The organism is Thermotoga maritima MSB8 (genome assembly GCF_000008545.1).
GTDB lineage: Bacteria > Thermotogota > Thermotogae > Thermotogales > Thermotogaceae > Thermotoga > Thermotoga maritima.
The window spans coordinates 1,048,834-1,064,623 of the sequence record NC_000853.1; the positions used below are offsets into that span (position 1 = coordinate 1,048,834).

The 15,790-nt window shown below is 47.2% G+C and carries 17 protein-coding genes and 1 pseudogene; 5 read left to right on the forward strand and 13 right to left on the reverse strand.

What is annotated here, in order from left to right:
* Positions 1–88: 88 nt before the first annotated feature.
* Entirely contained in the window at positions 89–1,198 is a 1,110-nt protein-coding gene (locus TM_RS05240; protein WP_004080490.1) for an MFS transporter, read from the forward strand.
* Here the strand turns inward: TM_RS05240 and TM_RS05245 are convergent.
* Entirely contained in the window at positions 1,173–2,180 is a 1,008-nt protein-coding gene (locus TM_RS05245; RefSeq protein ID WP_004080489.1) for a mannose-1-phosphate guanylyltransferase, read from the reverse strand. The two genes, TM_RS05240 and TM_RS05245, sit on opposite strands and share 26 nt — an antisense overlap.
* A 43-nt stretch (positions 2,181–2,223) precedes the next feature.
* Between TM_RS05245 and wecB the strand changes: the two genes are divergently transcribed.
* Entirely contained in the window at positions 2,224–3,360 is a 1,137-nt protein-coding gene (gene wecB, locus TM_RS05250) for a non-hydrolyzing UDP-N-acetylglucosamine 2-epimerase (RefSeq protein WP_004080488.1), read from the forward strand.
* Here wecB and hisIE read toward each other — a convergent pair whose 3' ends face one another.
* The 11 genes and pseudogenes from hisIE to TM_RS09815 form a co-directional block, all read right to left on the reverse strand.
* Entirely contained in the window at positions 3,361–3,951 is a 591-nt protein-coding gene (gene hisIE, locus TM_RS05255) for a bifunctional phosphoribosyl-AMP cyclohydrolase/phosphoribosyl-ATP diphosphatase HisIE (RefSeq protein ID WP_004080487.1), read from the reverse strand.
* Positions 3,951–4,712 (reverse strand): imidazole glycerol phosphate synthase subunit HisF, encoded by a 762-nt coding sequence (gene hisF / locus TM_RS05260; protein ID WP_004080486.1) that lies wholly within the window; start codon positions 4,710–4,712, stop codon positions 3,951–3,953. The genes hisIE and hisF overlap by 1 nt, the downstream gene beginning before the upstream one ends.
* Positions 4,702–5,427, reverse strand: a complete 726-nt coding sequence (gene hisA, locus TM_RS05265; RefSeq protein ID WP_004080485.1) for a 1-(5-phosphoribosyl)-5-((5-phosphoribosylamino)methylideneamino)imidazole-4-carboxamide isomerase — start codon at positions 5,425–5,427, stop codon at positions 4,702–4,704. The genes hisF and hisA overlap by 11 nt, the downstream gene beginning before the upstream one ends.
* Positions 5,406–6,011 (reverse strand): imidazole glycerol phosphate synthase subunit HisH, encoded by a 606-nt coding sequence (hisH, locus tag TM_RS05270; protein ID WP_004080484.1) that lies wholly within the window; start codon positions 6,009–6,011, stop codon positions 5,406–5,408. The genes hisA and hisH overlap by 22 nt, the downstream gene beginning before the upstream one ends.
* Entirely contained in the window at positions 6,008–6,595 is a 588-nt protein-coding gene (gene hisB / locus TM_RS05275; RefSeq protein WP_004080483.1) for an imidazoleglycerol-phosphate dehydratase, read from the reverse strand. Before hisB ends, hisH begins: the two co-directional genes overlap by 4 nt.
* Positions 6,592–7,599 carry a histidinol-phosphate transaminase gene (gene hisC / locus TM_RS05280; RefSeq protein WP_004080482.1) on the reverse strand — a complete coding sequence of 336 codons (1,008 nt, stop codon included), beginning with the start codon at positions 7,597–7,599 and terminating at the stop codon, positions 6,592–6,594. Before hisC ends, hisB begins: the two co-directional genes overlap by 4 nt.
* Positions 7,596–8,882 carry a histidinol dehydrogenase gene (gene hisD, locus TM_RS05285; protein WP_004080480.1) on the reverse strand — a complete coding sequence of 429 codons (1,287 nt, stop codon included), beginning with the start codon at positions 8,880–8,882 and terminating at the stop codon, positions 7,596–7,598. The genes hisC and hisD overlap by 4 nt, the downstream gene beginning before the upstream one ends.
* Positions 8,854–9,480: an ATP phosphoribosyltransferase gene (gene hisG / locus TM_RS05290; protein WP_004080478.1), complete on the reverse strand. Its 627-nt coding sequence runs from the start codon at positions 9,478–9,480 to the stop codon at positions 8,854–8,856. Before hisG ends, hisD begins: the two co-directional genes overlap by 29 nt.
* Positions 9,474–10,301, reverse strand: coding sequence for an ATP phosphoribosyltransferase regulatory subunit (locus tag TM_RS05295; RefSeq protein WP_010865251.1), 828 nt, complete (start codon positions 10,299–10,301; stop codon positions 9,474–9,476). The genes hisG and TM_RS05295 overlap by 7 nt, the downstream gene beginning before the upstream one ends.
* Positions 10,302–10,347: 46 nt before the next feature.
* On the reverse strand, positions 10,348–11,556 hold the full coding sequence (locus TM_RS05300) for an RNA-guided endonuclease InsQ/TnpB family protein (RefSeq protein WP_004080474.1): 1,209 nt from the start codon (positions 11,554–11,556) through the stop codon (positions 10,348–10,350).
* Positions 11,504–11,629 (reverse strand): annotated as a pseudogene (locus tag TM_RS09815) (IS200/IS605 family transposase); the annotation flags it as partial. The pseudogene TM_RS09815 and the gene TM_RS05300, both read right to left, overlap by 53 nt.
* A 360-nt stretch (positions 11,630–11,989) precedes the next feature.
* On the opposite strand from TM_RS09815, the gene TM_RS05305 reads away from it, so the two are divergent.
* Positions 11,990–13,255, forward strand: a complete 1,266-nt coding sequence (locus tag TM_RS05305; protein WP_004080471.1) for an ArsB/NhaD family transporter — start codon at positions 11,990–11,992, stop codon at positions 13,253–13,255.
* Here the strand turns inward: TM_RS05305 and TM_RS05310 are convergent.
* Positions 13,238–14,095 (reverse strand): alpha/beta hydrolase, encoded by an 858-nt coding sequence (locus TM_RS05310; protein ID WP_004080469.1) that lies wholly within the window; start codon positions 14,093–14,095, stop codon positions 13,238–13,240. The two genes, TM_RS05305 and TM_RS05310, sit on opposite strands and share 18 nt — an antisense overlap.
* A gap of 59 nt (positions 14,096–14,154) precedes the next feature.
* Here TM_RS05310 and minC point away from each other — a divergent pair, with 59 nt between their 5' ends.
* Together minC and TM_RS05320 are read left to right on the forward strand one after the other, a co-directional pair.
* Complete coding sequence (gene minC / locus TM_RS05315) at positions 14,155–14,787, forward strand: septum site-determining protein MinC (RefSeq protein WP_008193407.1); 633 nt, start codon at positions 14,155–14,157, stop codon at positions 14,785–14,787.
* A 2-nt stretch (positions 14,788–14,789) separates the two neighbouring features.
* The gene (locus TM_RS05320; protein ID WP_004080464.1) at positions 14,790–15,788 is read left to right on the forward strand and encodes a M42 family metallopeptidase; all 999 of its coding nucleotides are present in this window, start codon (positions 14,790–14,792) and stop codon (positions 15,786–15,788) included.
* Positions 15,789–15,790 lie beyond the last annotated feature (2 nt).

The window sequence follows — 15,790 nt, forward strand, 5'->3', positions numbered from 1 at the left end:
GATCATTTCAATTAGTTCTCACAGAACTGAAAAGTTCAGGAAGCGAATCAATATGCTACAATTTCTTCTATGCAAAGGAGGGAGCTTTGTGCGGTACAGACTCATGTCGATAGAATTCTTCGTCTACGGCACGATGGCCGTTTATTCACTGTTGAGTCAGTTTCTGGCAAACGAAGAACTCTCGAAGTCTCAGATAGGGATCCTGATGGCTATCTTGCCGATCACATCACTCTACGCGAACCATCTGAATTTTGAAATCGCTTCCACCATAGGAAGGGTGAACTGGCTGAAAAGAGTGATTCTATTCGCTGGGATCCTTTTCTGGGGACTGTTTCTGTTCGATGAGTTCTACCTGAAACTCTTATTCATGGCTGTGTTCGCTTTTTTCTTTTCTGCAGTGACACCACTCTCCGAGTCTGTTATCGTGGACATCACATATCAGATGAAGATGAACTACGGCAGAATCAGATTGTTTGGAACCTTCGGTTTCTCTTTCACAGCTCTTTTAATGAGCGGACTCATCAGACTGGGCTTTGTCACGATATTCTGCACTTTCACTACCCTGATGTTTTTGACCTTCTTAATATTGAACCCAATGAAAGAAGTAGAACTCGGTGAAGAAGAAAAAAGAAAGAGTAAGAAACCTCTTCCCACTTTCTTCTGGCTTCTTCTTCCCGTTGTGATCTTTGGAATAGCAGCGAACAACTTCAATTTCGTTTTTCTGCCTGTTTTGATGAAGGAAAGAAACTACGACGTGTCTCTTGCGAGTATCGCCCTTTCTCTCATGGCCATCACAGAAACACCGTTCCTCCTGTGGGCCGATGAGATAGTGAAAAAGCTCGGTGTGGGATTCATGCTCGCTTCGGGTGTTTTCGTTGTGGGTCTCAGGAACCTGCTTGTGACCATGACAGGGTCTCCAGCTGCCTTGCTGATGGTTCAACTCCTGCAGGGATGGACCTACATAGTGATCTATTACTCCATGATGTTTCTCATTCGAACGTTCGGCTCCGCGAGGATCAGGGCACAAAAGTACTTCTGGGTCGCTATGGGAATAGGGCCATTCATAGGCTCATCGGTAGGTGGTGTGCTCGCAGAAAATCTTGGTCTTATCAATTCATACAGGATCCTCGGTTTGGTTCCTATGATTGTCTCTCTCTTTGTCTTTCTTTTCCTCAGGAAGTACGAAAGAGCTTCTTGACCACCTCTCTCACTTTTTGGGCATATTCTTCTTTGCAGATCAGAATTCCGTTCGGTGTATCGATCACGATCACATCAGAGAGCCCAACAACCGCTATGGGTTTGTTGTGGGTTTTCACAAAGACACGATCACTGTCCACGAGTATCACTTCGTCCGATTCTTCTGTGTATCCCTCTATTTCTCTCACAGAAGACCAGTTTCCCACGTCGGACCACTCGAAATCTGCCTTTACAACCCGCACTTTTTTCGATTTTTCCATAACTGCGTAGTCCACGCTGATTGAAGGTACTTTTTCGTAAGCTTTTTTGAGCTCTTCGAAATTTCTTGGATCGACATCCTTCAGATTTTCGTATATGGATGGTTCACACACCTTCACCTCTTCGATGAATTCTCTCGCTTTCCACAGGAACATACCGCTGTTCCAGAGAAATCTTCCGCTTTCGACGAATTTTTTGGCCGTTTCGAGGTCTGGTTTTTCCCTGAACTGAGCGACTTTGTGAACTCCTTCTTCCAGTTCTTCCCCGATCTCTATGTAGCCGTACCCGGTTTCCGGCCTTGTTGGAACGATACCAAACGTGAAAAGACCATCGTACTTCTCCAGGGCATCGAGTGCTTTTTTCACCGTTTTCCAGAATTTTTTTGTGTCCGGTATTCTGTGATCCGCAGGTAGAACAAGCACCGGCTCATCGTCATCTGCCAGCTTTGTTCCTATGAAACAGGCTGGAGCGGTGTTTTTCTTCATCGGCTCTGCGATGATGTTTTCGTCTGGAAGCTCTGGAAGCTCTTTTTTCGTTCTCTCAACGTAGTCTTTGTGAGTTACGACGATCACGTCTTTTGGGTCCATTTCCTCCAGAACGCGCTCGAAAGTCCATCTCATGAGACTCTTGTTTCCGAAGAGTTTCAAAAACTGTTTTGGAGTCTCAGGAGTGGAAAGGGGCCAGAATCTCTCTCCAGATCCTCCTGCAAGAATCAGTGCTTTCATCACTTCACCTCCTCGTGTACAATTTTAACAGGAGGTGGAGGACGTGATCAGAGTTCTCAGCGTCTTCGGAACAAGGCCCGAGGCAATAAAGATGGCACCACTTGTGAAAAAACTCGAAGAAGAACAAAACGTGGAAAGTTTGGTCTGTGTCACCGCTCAGCACAGACAGATGCTGGACCAGGTGCTGGAAGTTTTCGATATAAAACCGGATTTTGACTTGAACATAATGAAAGAAAGGCAGAATCTCTCCGATATAACCGTGAATGCGCTGTCTGGTCTTTACGATCTGATAGGAGAGTTGAAGCCGGATATCGTATTGGTTCAGGGAGACACGACGACCACGTTCGCAGGGGCGCTCGCGGCCTTCTATCACAGGATCCCGGTTGGCCATGTAGAAGCGGGCCTGAGGACGAACGACAGATACTCTCCCTTCCCGGAGGAGATCAACAGAAGACTAACGGGTGTTCTCTCCACACTGCATTTCGCACCCACAAAGAGGAACAGAGAGAACCTTCTGAAGGAGAACGTCATGGGGAAGATCTACGTGACGGGAAACACGGTGATAGACGCCCTCAGGTACACCGTGAAGGAGAACCACGTTTTTGAGGATCCGATTTTGAGGAATATGGATTTTTCTGACGGAAGGTACATCCTCCTCACTTCACACAGAAGAGAGAACATCGGAAAACCCCTGGAAAACATCTGCAGGGCAGTGAGAAGGATCGTTGAAGGCTTCGAGGATGTGAAGGTGATTTACCCGGTTCACATGAACCCCGCTGTGAGAGAGATCGTATTTCCGATGCTTGAAAACGTGGAAAGAGTTTTCCTAATCGATCCTGTGAATGTGATTGACATGCACAATCTGATGGCAAGAAGTTATCTCATTATGACTGACTCTGGAGGAATACAGGAGGAGGCACCGGCCCTTGGAAAGCCGGTGATCGTTCTGAGAAAGGAGACAGAAAGACCCGAAGCGATCGAAGCGGGTGTAGCCGTTTTGGGAGGAGTGGAGGAAGAGAGAATATTCGAACTTGCAAAAAAGCTTCTTGTTGACAGAGAAGAATACGAAAAAATGGCGAAAGCCGTGAACCCATTCGGAGATGGCAGAGCTTCAGAGCGCATTGTGAAAGCGATTCTTCACGAGTTCGGGCTTTCAGATCCACCAGAGGAGTTCTGCTGATCACTTTCTTCTCTTTTCGAGTTCTCTCATGACATCCTGGACAGTGACACCAGCGTCGGCCATGAGGACGGTGAGGTGATACATCATGTCGGCTATCTCCCAGACGAGGTTTTCCCTGTCGTTTTGAAGGTAGCCAGTTATCACCTCGACTGCTTCTTCTCCGAACTTCTTTGCGATCTTTCCCTTTCCTTCTTTAAAGAGTTTTACGGTGTAGGATCCCTCTGGCATCTCTTCTTTTCTTTTTCTCACCAGTCTGTACAGCTCAAGCCAGAAGGTGGGAGAGCCCGTTTCTTCAAACCTGTGCTCCACCTTGAAAAAGCAGGATCTGTTTCCCGTGTGGCACGCCACCTTATCTTCTGGAAAATCAACGATGTACAGGTAAGCATCGTCATCGCAGTCCCTTCTTATTTCAACCACTCTCATCGTGTTTCCAGAGGTTTCTCCCTTTTTCCAGATTTTCTGTCTCTCTCTCGAGAAGAAATGCGCGTATCCCGTTTTCTTGGTGAGCTCCAAAGCCTCTTCGTTCGCGTAGGCCAGCATCAACACCTCACCCGTTGTTCTCTCCTGAACCACCACCGGATAGAGCGTCATCACAACCCCTCCAGTCTCACGTTCACTCCGTGTTTTTTGAGGTACTCTTTCAGTTCTCTCACGTCGATCTCTCTGAAGTGAAAGACAGAAGCCGCAAGGGCAGCGTCGGCACCTGCCAGGAAGGCTTCAAGGAAATGTTCCATTTTTCCCGCACCACCGGAAGCGATGATGGGAAGTGTGGTTAGTGGCCTCACGAACCTTATCATCTCCGTATCGTAACCCGATTTTGTGCCGTCTCTGTCGATACTGGTGAGCAGGATCTCTCCTGCTCCTCTCTTTTCTACTTCAACCACCCAGTCTCTCAGAAGTATGCCCGTGTTCTTCTTTCCGGAGTAGGTGAAGACCATGAACTCTCCATCCACTCTTTTTGCATCTATCGCCACGACAACGGCCTGACTCCCAAAAGTTTGAGCGATCTGTGTGATCAAAGAAGGATTCTCCACAGCCGCCGTGTTTATGCTCACCTTGTCCGCACCACGGAGAATGAGCTCCGAGGCCGTTTCGAAGTCGTGGATACCTCCTCCAACAGTGAACGGAATGTCGATCTGCTCGGCCACCTTTTCGACCAGTTCCAGCATGGTTTTCCTCTTCTCAACGGACGCGGTGATATCCAGAAAAACGAGTTCGTCTATTCCAATTTCGGAATAGAACTTTCCCAGTTCGACAGGATCACCGCTGTCCCTGAGGTTTTCGAAGTTCGTTCCCTTCACCACACGACCGTCTTTCACATCGAGACACGCGATTATTCTTTTAGCGAGCATATCTCTTCATCACCTCAACTGTGAGAATTCCCTCCAGAAACGCCCTTCCCACGATCACACCTTTGAGAAGCCCGTTCGTTTCTGTGTGAACCTTCTGCGCTGTTTTCAAAGAGTTCTCCGAAGAGATACCACCCGCTGCGAGTACTTTCACTTCAGCTTCGATCGCTATCTTTTTGGTGAGAGAAAAATCGTGCTCCTGAAGAGTGCCATCTTTTTCGATCTCCGTGTGTACGATCTCTTCAAGGCCGTATTCTTTCAGTCTCTTCAGAAGAGAAACAGGGTCGATCTCCTCTTCCGCCAGCCACCCTTTGAACGCTACTCTTCCACCTCGAGTGTCCAGACTGAACACGGGCTCCACATCGATTTCTCTCAGGGATTTCAGGAAAGAAGGATCTTCCAGAACCTTTGAGCTCACGATCTGTCTTCTGTATCCCAGCTTTCGGAGTTTTTCCGCGTAATCGAGCGATCTGATCCCGCCTCCGATCTGTATGTGCTCGGCAAATTCAGAGAGTTTCTCGAGAACTGGAAGATTCTCGCCGCTGTTTTCTATCGCATTCGAGAGATCCACCACGTGAATCAGTGTGAATCCCTCTTCGATGAGTTTTTCCACCAGTTCTACGGGATCTTTTTCGTAAAATATGGTGTTCTCTTTTCTTCCTTTTATCATCCTCGCTACCTTTCCTCTGAAGAGATCTATCGCCGGGACAACGAGCATTCGATCACCTTCTCAAGCAGTTTTCTTCCGATTTTTGAACTCTTTTCGGGATGGAACTGAAACCCCAGAATTCTCCCCTTCCTCACCGCGGATGGAAAGATCTCACCGTCGTATTCAGTTGTTCCCAGAACGTGTTCCTCCTCGCACACAGCTCTGTAGGTGTGGACGAAGTAGTAATACCCGTTCGGAAACGTGTCTTTGAAGATCACCTCGTTCCAGCCCATGTGGGGAAGTCTTCTGCTCCTCAGTTTCACGACGTTTCCTTCTATGAGAGAAAGACCTTTCACGCCGGGTGCCTCTTCGCTCTCTTCAAAAAGAAGCTGCATTCCAAGACAAACTCCGACCACGTACCTCTCGTCTTCGACGTGTTTTCTTACGAAATCGATGAGATCATTCTCCCTGAGACGTCTCATCCCTTCGCCGAAGTGTCCCACACCCGGGATGAACAGAAGATCGTACAGGTCGTTTCGAGGTGATTCCACGAGCTCTATCGAAACATCCTCAAAATTCTCGGATGCCCTTTTCACTCCGCGATACAGATTCATTATGTTCCCCGGACCAACAGAGATTATTCCGATCCTCAATCTATCACACCCTTGGTGGTCTTTTTTTCTGAACTCTCCAGAGCCTTGGCAATCGCTAGTCCAAAAGATTTCATGGCAGATTCAGAGATGTGGTGGTCGTTCTTTCCGAAGAATTTGAAGAAATGAACCGTGATCCTTGCGTGGTTCACAAATCCGCACATAAACTCCTCGAATCCCTCGACGGGCATGTCCTCTATCTTTTCAACGGAGAATTCGAAATTCTTCTGGAAGAAGGGCCTTCCGGAAAGATCCACGTAGCATCCCACCAGCGCTTCGTTCATGGGAACGGTGGCTTCACCGAATCTTCTCACTTTCGTGTAGTCGAAAAGCTCCCTGAATGCAAGCCCCAGTGAAATACCGAAGTCCTCTATCAGGTGGTGAAGGATGCCGTCTTTGCTTTCGCAAGTGCTAACCCTGAGACCCAGGCCAGAGTAATGACAGAAGGTGTTCAGAAGGTGATCGAAAAAATTCACCCCCGTGCTTCCTTCGAGTTTTCCGTGTACCGTGTCGAGCGTTATGGAAATCTCGATCTCGTTGGTGTTTCTCTGAACGATCACACCGTTTTCCAATCTTTCTACCGTCATTTGAACACCTCCAGTTCTCTCAGAATCATATCGTTCTCTTCGCGTTTTCCGATAGTGATTCTAACACCTTCCCTGAAACTGCGAACAGCGACGTTCTTCGTCCGGAGGTGTTCGAGAAGTCTTTCTTTTTCTTCCTTCTCCATGAATACGAACACGAAGTTTCCTCTGGAGTCGGTGATTCGGTATCCCATTTCCCTGAGAGCACTCTTCATCCTCTCGCGTTCTTCCACGATGAACTTCGTTCTTTCTTCAAAGATCTCTCTGTGATCGAGAGCTACCTTTGCGAACATCTGGGAGACGTAGCTCACGTTGAAAGGAAGTCTCACCCTGTTGTAAGCGTCAATGAACTTCTCCGAGGCCACAACGTATCCGACACGTTGCGCTGCCAGGGAAAACGCTTTCGAGAAAGTCCTGATCACAGCGAGATTTTCGTATTTCTTCAGAAAATCCACATAACTTTCTCCGTGGAATTCGTAGTAGGCTTCGTCCAGCGCGACGAAGGCACCCGTTTTCAGGATTCTTTCTATTTCCTCTCTTTCGAAGACATGGCCCGTTGGATTGTTCGGGTTCGGAATGAAAACAACGTCTCCTTCTCCCACGTTCACCTCAGGTATCCTCAGATCTTTCGTGAGCGGCACTTCCAGGAATTTCGCTCCAACTGCCTTCGCAAAGATCCTGTAGCAGCTGTAGGTCGGGGGAAAGAAAACGGAACGGTCGAACATGAGCATCATCACGTAGATGATCTCATCCGCTCCGTTTCCCACAGAGACGTTGTTTTTCGAAAGAAAATCGGTGTCGAGGTATGAGAGTATCTTTTCTATTAATTCTTCATCGGGGGAGTCGTAGTAGATCCTCAGGGCGTCGCTGTTCAATCGTCGAAACACTTCATCCACGAGGTCCTCTGGAAAGGGAAACGGATTTTCATTCAGCGCAAGGTAGGTTTTGTCTCTCTTTTCGGTTTCGTACGGATACGCCCTCTTTGCAATCAAATCGAGAGGATTCACAGCTTTTCCCTCCTGACGTCTATCGCCCGAGCGTGGGCTTCAAAACCTTCCCAGCGCGCCATCTTCGAGTAAAGCTCGCTCTTTCTTCTGAAATCTTCTTCGGAGAGGTGTGTGATGAATATCTTCTTCGTGAAATCGGAAACCCTGAGTCCTGAGGAGAACCTCGCGGATCTGAAGGTGGGAAGAACGTGGTTCGGTCCCGCACCGTAGTCTCCCACAGACTCACAGGTGTACTTTCCGAGAAAGACAGATCCCGCGTTCTTTATGTGTCCCAGTGGCTCAAACGGGTTTTCCACGAGGACCTCCAGATGTTCGGGGGCGATGAGGTTGGAGATCTCAAAGGCCCTTTTCAGACTGTCCGTCAAGATGATGGTACCGAAATTTTCCGTTGAAATCCTGGCCGTTTTTCTTCTCTCTTCTGGAAGAGCTTCCAGGTGTCTTTCAATGACCTGAGGTAATTTTTCGAAGACTTCTTTCGAAGTGGTTATCACCACACTCATCGCGTTCTCGTCGTGCTCTGCCTGGGAGAGGAAATCCGCGGCTATGAGATCCAGGTCGGCACTGCCGTCTGTCACGATCGCAATCTCGCTGGGACCCGCTATGGAATCGATTCCAACGTCTCCGTAAACGTGTTTCTTTGCGAGCGTGACGAAGACTCCACCGGGTCCCACGATCTTGTCAACGGGTTTCACTGTTTCCGTGCCGTATGTGAGGGCGGCTACCGCGTGAGCCCCTCCCATCCGGTAGATCTCCTTCAGACCGAGGATTTCGCAGGTTTTCAGGATGTATGGAGAGATGCCTCCGTTTTCATTCGGTGGTGTTGTGACAGCGATCCTTTCCACACCAGCAACGATAGCGGGAACCGCGCACATGAGGAGCGTGGAAAAGTACGGAACCTTTCCCCCAGGAACGTAGATTCCCACACTCTCGAGAGGAACAACCATCTCTCCCAGGAAGCTTCCACCCTTCGTCGTGAAAAAGAAAGATCTTTCCTCCTGTCTTCGATGGAATTCCTTCAGGTCTTCTATCACGATTTTTATCGTTTCAACGAATTCTTCCTCTACTTGGGCTTCCGATATTTCCTTCTCTGTGACACGAAGGTTCTCGATGCCCACCGGGTGCTTCTCGAACCTTTTGAGGAATTCCTCGAGGGCTCTGTCTCCTTCTTCTTTCACTCTCCTGATGATTTCTTTTACGGTCTCTTCCACCTGCGATACAGATTCCATCCTTTGTTTCAATAGTCTGAGCACTTCTTTATCCCCGGGATTGTTCATTAGAATCATGTTCGATCACCTCCTGGAGCTTTTCAAGGAAGGAAACCACCTCTTCTCTTTTCGTTCTGTAACTCACCGGATTCACCACAACATGGGTTCTTATGACGAATATTTCATCGAGAATCTCCAGGTTGTTCTCTTTCAGTGTTCTTCCAGTTTCGGTGATGTCCACGATGAGATCTGAGAGTCCGGCTATTGGAGCGAGTTCGACAGAACCCTTCAGTGGTATTATGCGACAGTGCCATCCTTTGGATTCGCAGTATCTCTGAGTTACGTTCGGAAACTTCGTGGCGATTCTCTTTTCACCCTCTGGTATTCCCCTTCCCTTCGGACCGGCAAGAACCATTCTGCTAATGTTTGTGGGAATGAAGAAGGGCTGAATGAGACTAGTTTCTTTTTCGAGGAGTACATCGGTTCCACAGAATCCAATGTCTGCCACTCCGTGAACGAGATACGTTGGTACATCGAACGGTCTCACCATGAAACAGACGATATCCTTCCCTTCCCGAAGAATAGAAGACTCCCTTTCGAAAATAACTCCCGTTTTTTTCAGGTAGGTCATCACCTTCTCTTCTAACCTTCCTTTGGGGATTGCCAGTTTCAGCATGTTTTTCCCTCCAGAAAGATGGATCCACCCACACCTTTTTCTCCGTTCACTGTGTACTCTCCGCCGGCAGCTACGAGTCTGGAAGAAGATGTATCGTAGATGGTGAATATCAGGCCACAGTACTCTTCGATCGTTCTCGCAAGGGTGAGATCGATCTCAACGGAAACGGTGGGGAACTTCTCCTGAAGGAAGGAAGATGCCGAAAGCAGATCTTCCCTCACTGAAAGCGGGAGATCCATCGTCTTCAGATGTTCCGGTGATCTCCGGTATATGCTGTCTTCGATAATCTTCTCTACCCTGGAAAGATCAATTTTCTTCATGTGAGAGAGAAACTCGATTTCCGCGAGGTTTTTCGTGTCGATGAGATTCAGAACCTTCTCGTGGAGGTCCTTCGGAATTTCTTTCAGTAGATCCTCGTAAACACCGGTGTGTCCTATTTCCACTATCACCGGACCTTCAAAAAATTCCGATGCACTTTCGACGATGATCTCAAGAACTTCCAGCGAATCGTCCAAGGAGTTCCTTGGAACCTTTTCGAGTCCAAGTTGATACTCCGCCACCAAATCGCTTCCCGAGTATCTGTAAACGAAATCGGCGTACCAGACCTTGATTTGAGAATCGGGGGAATATCTTTTACGATGGTTGAGGACAGTTTTTGTGAAATCTTCTCTGATGGAGAAAAGATTGCCCTTTCTGTCGAGGAAAAAATTCCCCGCCGGCTCTTCTGCCTTTTCGAGCGCTGGGACGAAGAACGGTGAGAATCCTTTTTTCGTGGCTTTACTGTAGAACGAAAACACCTTCTCGAAATCCAAGAAATCCACCTCCCCAGTGAACTACCATGACTTATAGAAGTCATGGCTTCCCGCTTCAACCCGTGATAGCTCGTAGACCCCTTTCGGGTTCCGCCGCCAGAGCACTGTCCACAGGCGTAAATTCGGACGGTTCCCGCCCTATTGAAAGCATCAAGCCGTACCTGACCAAATTCTTCGCAGCGTTCACGTCTCTATCGTGATGCGCTCCACATACAGGACACGTCCATTCTCTAACGCTCAGGTCTTTGACTTCTTTGTTTATGTACCCGCATTCACTGCACATCTGACTTGAGGGATAGTATCTGTTCGCTTTTATCACTTCGATCCCACAGCGCTTTGCCTTGTACTCGAGAAGTTCTAAGAATCTCCTCCACGACTGCATGTGGATGTGCCTGGCAAGTCTGTGGTTTTGAACCATACCTTTGATGTTGAGGTCTTCCACCACGATCTTTCCAGCTTGGCTTTCGCTGACAAGATCGTGTGTGATCTTGTGAAGCCAGTCGTTTTTTATGTTGACTATTTTCTCGTACAGCTTTGCAAGACACAAACGTGCTTTTTCCCAGTTCTTTGAACCTCTCTGTTTCCTGGATAATCGTCTGTGAAGTCTTTTGATCTGTCTCTCGTATTTTGAAAGGTCTGGCATTTTATATTTCTTGCCATCGCTCAATGTGATTGTGTCTTTGATTCCAAGGTCTATACCTAGAATGCCGGTGGAAGTATTTTGTACTTCAGCATCTTGGACTTCAAAGACTATCGCAGCGTAGTATTTGTTCGTCGCTGTTTTGATGAACGTTGCTTGTTTTATCTTTCCGTCTTTCGGAAGCTTTCTGTGAAGCCGCACTTTTATCCCTTCTTTGAACTTGGGAACGAATATACAGCCGTATTTTGGATTGTCTTCTTTGATATACAGCTGAATGTGCTGTGGAATACGAAAGGTTTGGCGGGAGAATTTCTTTTTCTTGAACTTTGGATAGCCAGCTTGCTTTTTGAAGAAATTTTTGAATGCGCGTTCTAAATCTTTCAGCGACTGCTGGAGCGCTTGAGAGTTCACTTCGTTGAGCCATGAATATTTGTTTGTCTTTTTGAGTTTTACCAAAACAGATGCCCATTCGTTGTAGTATGTAGGACGTTCCATTACTCTGTAGATGATGTTGGCGTAGTTCAGAAAGAAGTTGTACACGAATCTGGTGTGACCGAAATGTTTGGCCAGTTTTTCTTCTTGTTCTCTCGTAGGGTAGATTCTGAACTTGTAGGTTCGAAGCATTTTTGTCACGTCCTTGAGATTTGATGTATTCTTTTAACACTTCCAAAGGTGATCCGCCTACTGTCAAAAGACAATCTTCTTCATTTCTCTATGATATATTAACATTTTGGCACATATTAAATTGCAAATTCATCCCCACCTTATAGAAAATGGTGTCTTCTTTGCGGTTTTATTCGATAAACAAAAAGGCCACGTCTTCTCGACGTGGCCCGTGCGATCTCCCACCATCACACACCCGGTGGAGAAACCGCCGGGCCGTAGCAATGATGGTGGTGTTCACCGAAAAACATTTTCATGATTGCATCCCACATTTTCATACCCTTTCACTCCTTTGGTTTTTATTCTACCATTCTTACCGTGGAATTCACTTTTTTGAATAATAATTTTAAAAAAACCGGTGTTAGAATAATCCCGTGACAGGGAGGCGAAGAGTATGAACGAAGCAATGTTAGTTCTATTGTTTGCGATCCTCGCTTACTACTTCATCATATTCGGAAAGATCGCCAAATCCGTTGTAACCCTGCTCATTGCACTCGTTCTCATGGCAATAAAAGTTGTCGAAGGCCTCGATCTTAAAAACATAGGTGAAGTGGTCGATTTCAACACACTGGGGCTTCTCTTAGGAATGATGATCATCGTTCACATATTGAAGGGGACTGGTTTTTTCGAATATCTTGCAATTTCCGCTATAAAGATTTCCAGGGGTAGATTCTGGCTTCTGTTCGCCTTCCTTATGGTACTCACCGCTGTAACCTCCGCGTTCCTCGACAATTTGATCACCATCATTCTCGTTTCTCCTATACTGTTTTTGATCCTCGATACGATGGAAGTGAATCCCGTGCCTTTCTTTCTCTTCACGATCTTCATAGACAACATCGGAGGAATGTCAACACTCATCGGAAGTCCTTTGAACATCGTACTTGGTTCGATAAGCGGACTCAGCTTCAACGATTTTCTGAAGAACATGGGGCTTGTAACTGTTCTCATGTTTGTAGTCGTCTTTTTCCTCTTCAAGAGGTACGTTCGCATCGATGAAAAAGCCTTTGAAAAGCTTAGAAATCTTCTCAGCGTGGACCCGAAACGATCGATCACAGACCCGGTGGTTCTCAAAAAATCGCTGTTTGTTTTCCTCTCGACTCTGGTGTTGTTCGGTCTTCATTCCTTCGTGGAAGTAGAGCTTTCGTTGATAGCGCTCATAGCTGCCTGTGCGCTTCTTCTCATGCTTGGAAAGAATTTCGAAAAAGTGTCAGAAGGAATAGACTGGGACACGCTGTTCTTCTACACAGGCCTCTTCATCATCTCGTACTCTCTGGAACAAATCGGTGTTATGGAAGTCATAGCCAGTTTCCTGAAAGCTCTATCTTTCAACAGATTCCTGTTCGTTGCCACGGTAACATGGATCTCCATCCTTTCCACTGCTTTCCTGAGTGCTGTTCCCGCAACTCTCATAATCGCTCCCACACTGAAAATTCTCGTCTCGCAGGGTTTCCCCGCTTCACTGTGGTGGGTGTACGCCGTCGGTGCGAATCTTGGAACGAACCTGACACCTCTTGGAGCCGTTCAGAACATAGTTGGTCTTTCCCTTCTGGAAAAGTACACGAAACACACGGTGAGTTTCAAGGAATTTTTCAAGGTGGCGTGGAGCTTCATGTTCATACCGTTCATAATCGCAACGCTTTACTCACTCATCATCTATTAAGAACCTCACCACTCTTTTTGCGATGTATCTCCTGAAGAAGTAAGAACCTTTGTGACCCGATGGAAGATAAACGGTCTTCTTGTTCTTGAGAAGCTTGTGAAGGCACGCGTAAGACTGGTATGGTATCACATGGTCGAAGAGCGCCCAGAAGAATAGCACTTTCTGGTCAACGAACGGAGCGAAAGATGCCGGGTCGTAGAAATAGCAACCCACCGGTGGTTTTTTTCTGATATCTTCGATGGAGTTGAACGACTTGATAATCTCAGGGGCATTCCTTCTGTTCTTGATACAATCCTTCTCCGATCTACAACCGTATTCGTTTCCATTCTTCCTGTAGAGTTCTCTCAATCTCTCCGTGTAAGGTGAATACCAGTTGATCCATCTCCAGTCTCCACCAGAACAGCAGATAACACCCTTTTCGATTCGTTTTTCACGGGCGAGTGCTATGGTTGTTATCATTCCTCCGAAGCTGAAGCCCATCAACGAAATGGGCTTGTCATTGTCTCTCTTCACAACATCAACCAGATCGATCACGTCCTGCACAGCCTCGTCGAATCGCTTCACACAGAAAGAGGGTGAAGAGTGGTAGAAAGGCTCTCCTCCAGACCAGTTCTCCGGTGCACGTTTTTCGTGATAGGGAAGGATGAGAAACCAGGTTTTGATGTTGTACTCTCTGAACTTCTCTCCAAACCAGAGAAGGTATGGAATATTTCCGTTTCCTATCCCGTGAAGGAAGATCAGATTGCGTTCAATCTTCTCCGGTTCAAAGACATAGACCCGCACAGTTTTGCTTTCTTCAGCGATGGGATCGTACGAAGCATCGAACGTTATCAGTCTCATTTCAGACACCTCCGATTATTATTTTAAACATGATAGAATCTAAAGATGAGGTGATAGGAATGGTGGATTTCAAGATGACGAAGGAAGGTCTCGTACTTCTCATAAAAGATTATCAGAACCTCGAAGAAGTCTTGAACGCGATCTCCGCTCGCATCACCCAGATGGGAGGATTTTTTGCCAAGGGAGACAGGATCTCTCTGATGATCGAGAATCACAACAAACACTCTCAGGATATACCAAGGATCGTTTCTCACCTGAGAAATCTCGGTCTTGAAGTCTCACAGATACTCGTTGGAAGCACTGTCGAGGGAAAGGAAAACGATCTGAAAGTGCAGTCACGAACGACGGTTGAAAGCACCGGTAAAGTGATAAAAAGGAATATTCGATCCGGTCAGACTGTTGTTCATTCCGGTGATGTGATAGTCTTCGGGAACGTGAACAAGGGGGCTGAAATCCTTGCCGGAGGTTCTGTTGTTGTTTTTGGAAAGGCGCAGGGCAACATACGTGCGGGATTGAACGAAGGAGGACAGGCCGTGGTAGCCGCCCTAGATCTTCAAACCTCCCTCATTCAAATAGCGGGTTTTATCACGCATTCCAAAGGAGAAGAAAACGTGCCTTCTATCGCACATGTGAAGGGAAATCGTATAGTGATCGAACCGTTTGACAAGGTGAGCTTTGAAAGGAGTGAATGAAGATGGAAACCGGAAAACTCTTGATGGAACTGTCGAACCTCGACGGCCCTTCAGGTTACGAGACGAACGTGGTTTCTTACATAAAGTCAGTCATTGAGCCCTTCGTGGACGAAGCGAAAACAACCCGCCACGGAAGTCTGATCGGATACAAAAAGGGAAAGGGGATAGGAAAACTCGCGTTTTTTGCCCACGTGGATGAAATCGGTTTTGTTGTTTCAAAGGTGGAGGGGCAATTCGCCAGACTCGAGCCCGTGGGTGGAGTGGATCCGAAGGTCGTTTATGCCTCAAAGGTGCGAATCTACACAAAAAACGGGATCGAACGCGGTGTGATCGGAATGCTTGCTCCACACCTGCAAGATTCGGAATCCAGAAAGAAAGTCCTCACATACGATGAAATCTTCGTCGATTTATCTCTGTGTGAAAGAGATGTTCGTGTAGGTGACATTGCAGTGATAGATCAGACGGCTTTCGAAACGAATGGGAAGGTGGTCGGGAAGGCTTTGGACAACAGAGCGAGCTGTGGAGTTCTTGTGAAAGTACTCGAATTTCTCAAAAGATACGATCACCCATGGGATGTCTATGTGGTCTTTTCTGTTCAGGAAGAGACAGGGTGCTTAGGGGCTCTCACAGGTGCGTACGAGATAAATCCCGACGCGGCGATCGTGATGGACGTTACGTTCGCTTCCGAGCCTCCATTCAGTGATCACATAGAGCTTGGAAAAGGTCCGGTGATAGGCCTGGGACCGGTTGTGGATAGGAATCTTGTTCAGAAGATCATCGAGATAGCGAAGAAACACAACGTTTCCCTTCAGGAAGAAGCGGTTGGTGGAAGGTCCGGCACGGAAACGGATTTCGTTCAGCTTGTTCGAAACGGTGTTAGAACGTCTCTCATATCCATTCCCTTGAAGTACATGCACACTCCCGTTGAAATGGTGGACCCGCGCGATGTGGAGGAACTCGCTAGACTTCTCTCCCTTGTCGCGGTAGAACTGGAGGTGTGATA

Excerpts from the sequence above, each read along its gene's own strand:
- TM_RS05245 (WP_004080489.1), bottom strand. The coding sequence starts at position 2,180 with ATGAAAGCACTGATTCTTGCAGGAGGATCTGGAGAGAGATTCTGGCCC.
- hisIE (WP_004080487.1), bottom strand. The coding sequence starts at position 3,951 with ATGACGCTCTATCCGGTGGTGGTTCAGGAGAGAACAACGGGTGAGGTG.
- hisF (WP_004080486.1), bottom strand. The coding sequence starts at position 4,712 with ATGCTCGCTAAAAGAATAATCGCGTGTCTCGATGTGAAAGACGGTCGT.
- hisA (WP_004080485.1), bottom strand. The coding sequence starts at position 5,427 with ATGCTCGTTGTCCCGGCGATAGATCTCTTCAGAGGAAAGGTAGCGAGG.
- hisB (WP_004080483.1), bottom strand. The coding sequence starts at position 6,595 with ATGACGGTAGAAAGATTGGAAAACGGTGTGATCGTTCAGAGAAACACC.
- hisD (WP_004080480.1), bottom strand. The coding sequence starts at position 8,882 with ATGATTCTAATGAACAATCCCGGGGATAAAGAAGTGCTCAGACTATTG.
- hisG (WP_004080478.1), bottom strand. The coding sequence starts at position 9,480 with ATGCTGAAACTGGCAATCCCCAAAGGAAGGTTAGAAGAGAAGGTGATG.
- TM_RS05300 (WP_004080474.1), bottom strand. The coding sequence starts at position 11,556 with ATGCTTCGAACCTACAAGTTCAGAATCTACCCTACGAGAGAACAAGAA.
- TM_RS05305 (WP_004080471.1), top strand. The coding sequence starts at position 11,990 with ATGAACGAAGCAATGTTAGTTCTATTGTTTGCGATCCTCGCTTACTAC.
- TM_RS05310 (WP_004080469.1), bottom strand. The coding sequence starts at position 14,095 with ATGAGACTGATAACGTTCGATGCTTCGTACGATCCCATCGCTGAAGAA.
- minC (WP_008193407.1), top strand. The coding sequence starts at position 14,155 with ATGGTGGATTTCAAGATGACGAAGGAAGGTCTCGTACTTCTCATAAAA.
- TM_RS05320 (WP_004080464.1), top strand. The coding sequence starts at position 14,790 with ATGGAAACCGGAAAACTCTTGATGGAACTGTCGAACCTCGACGGCCCT.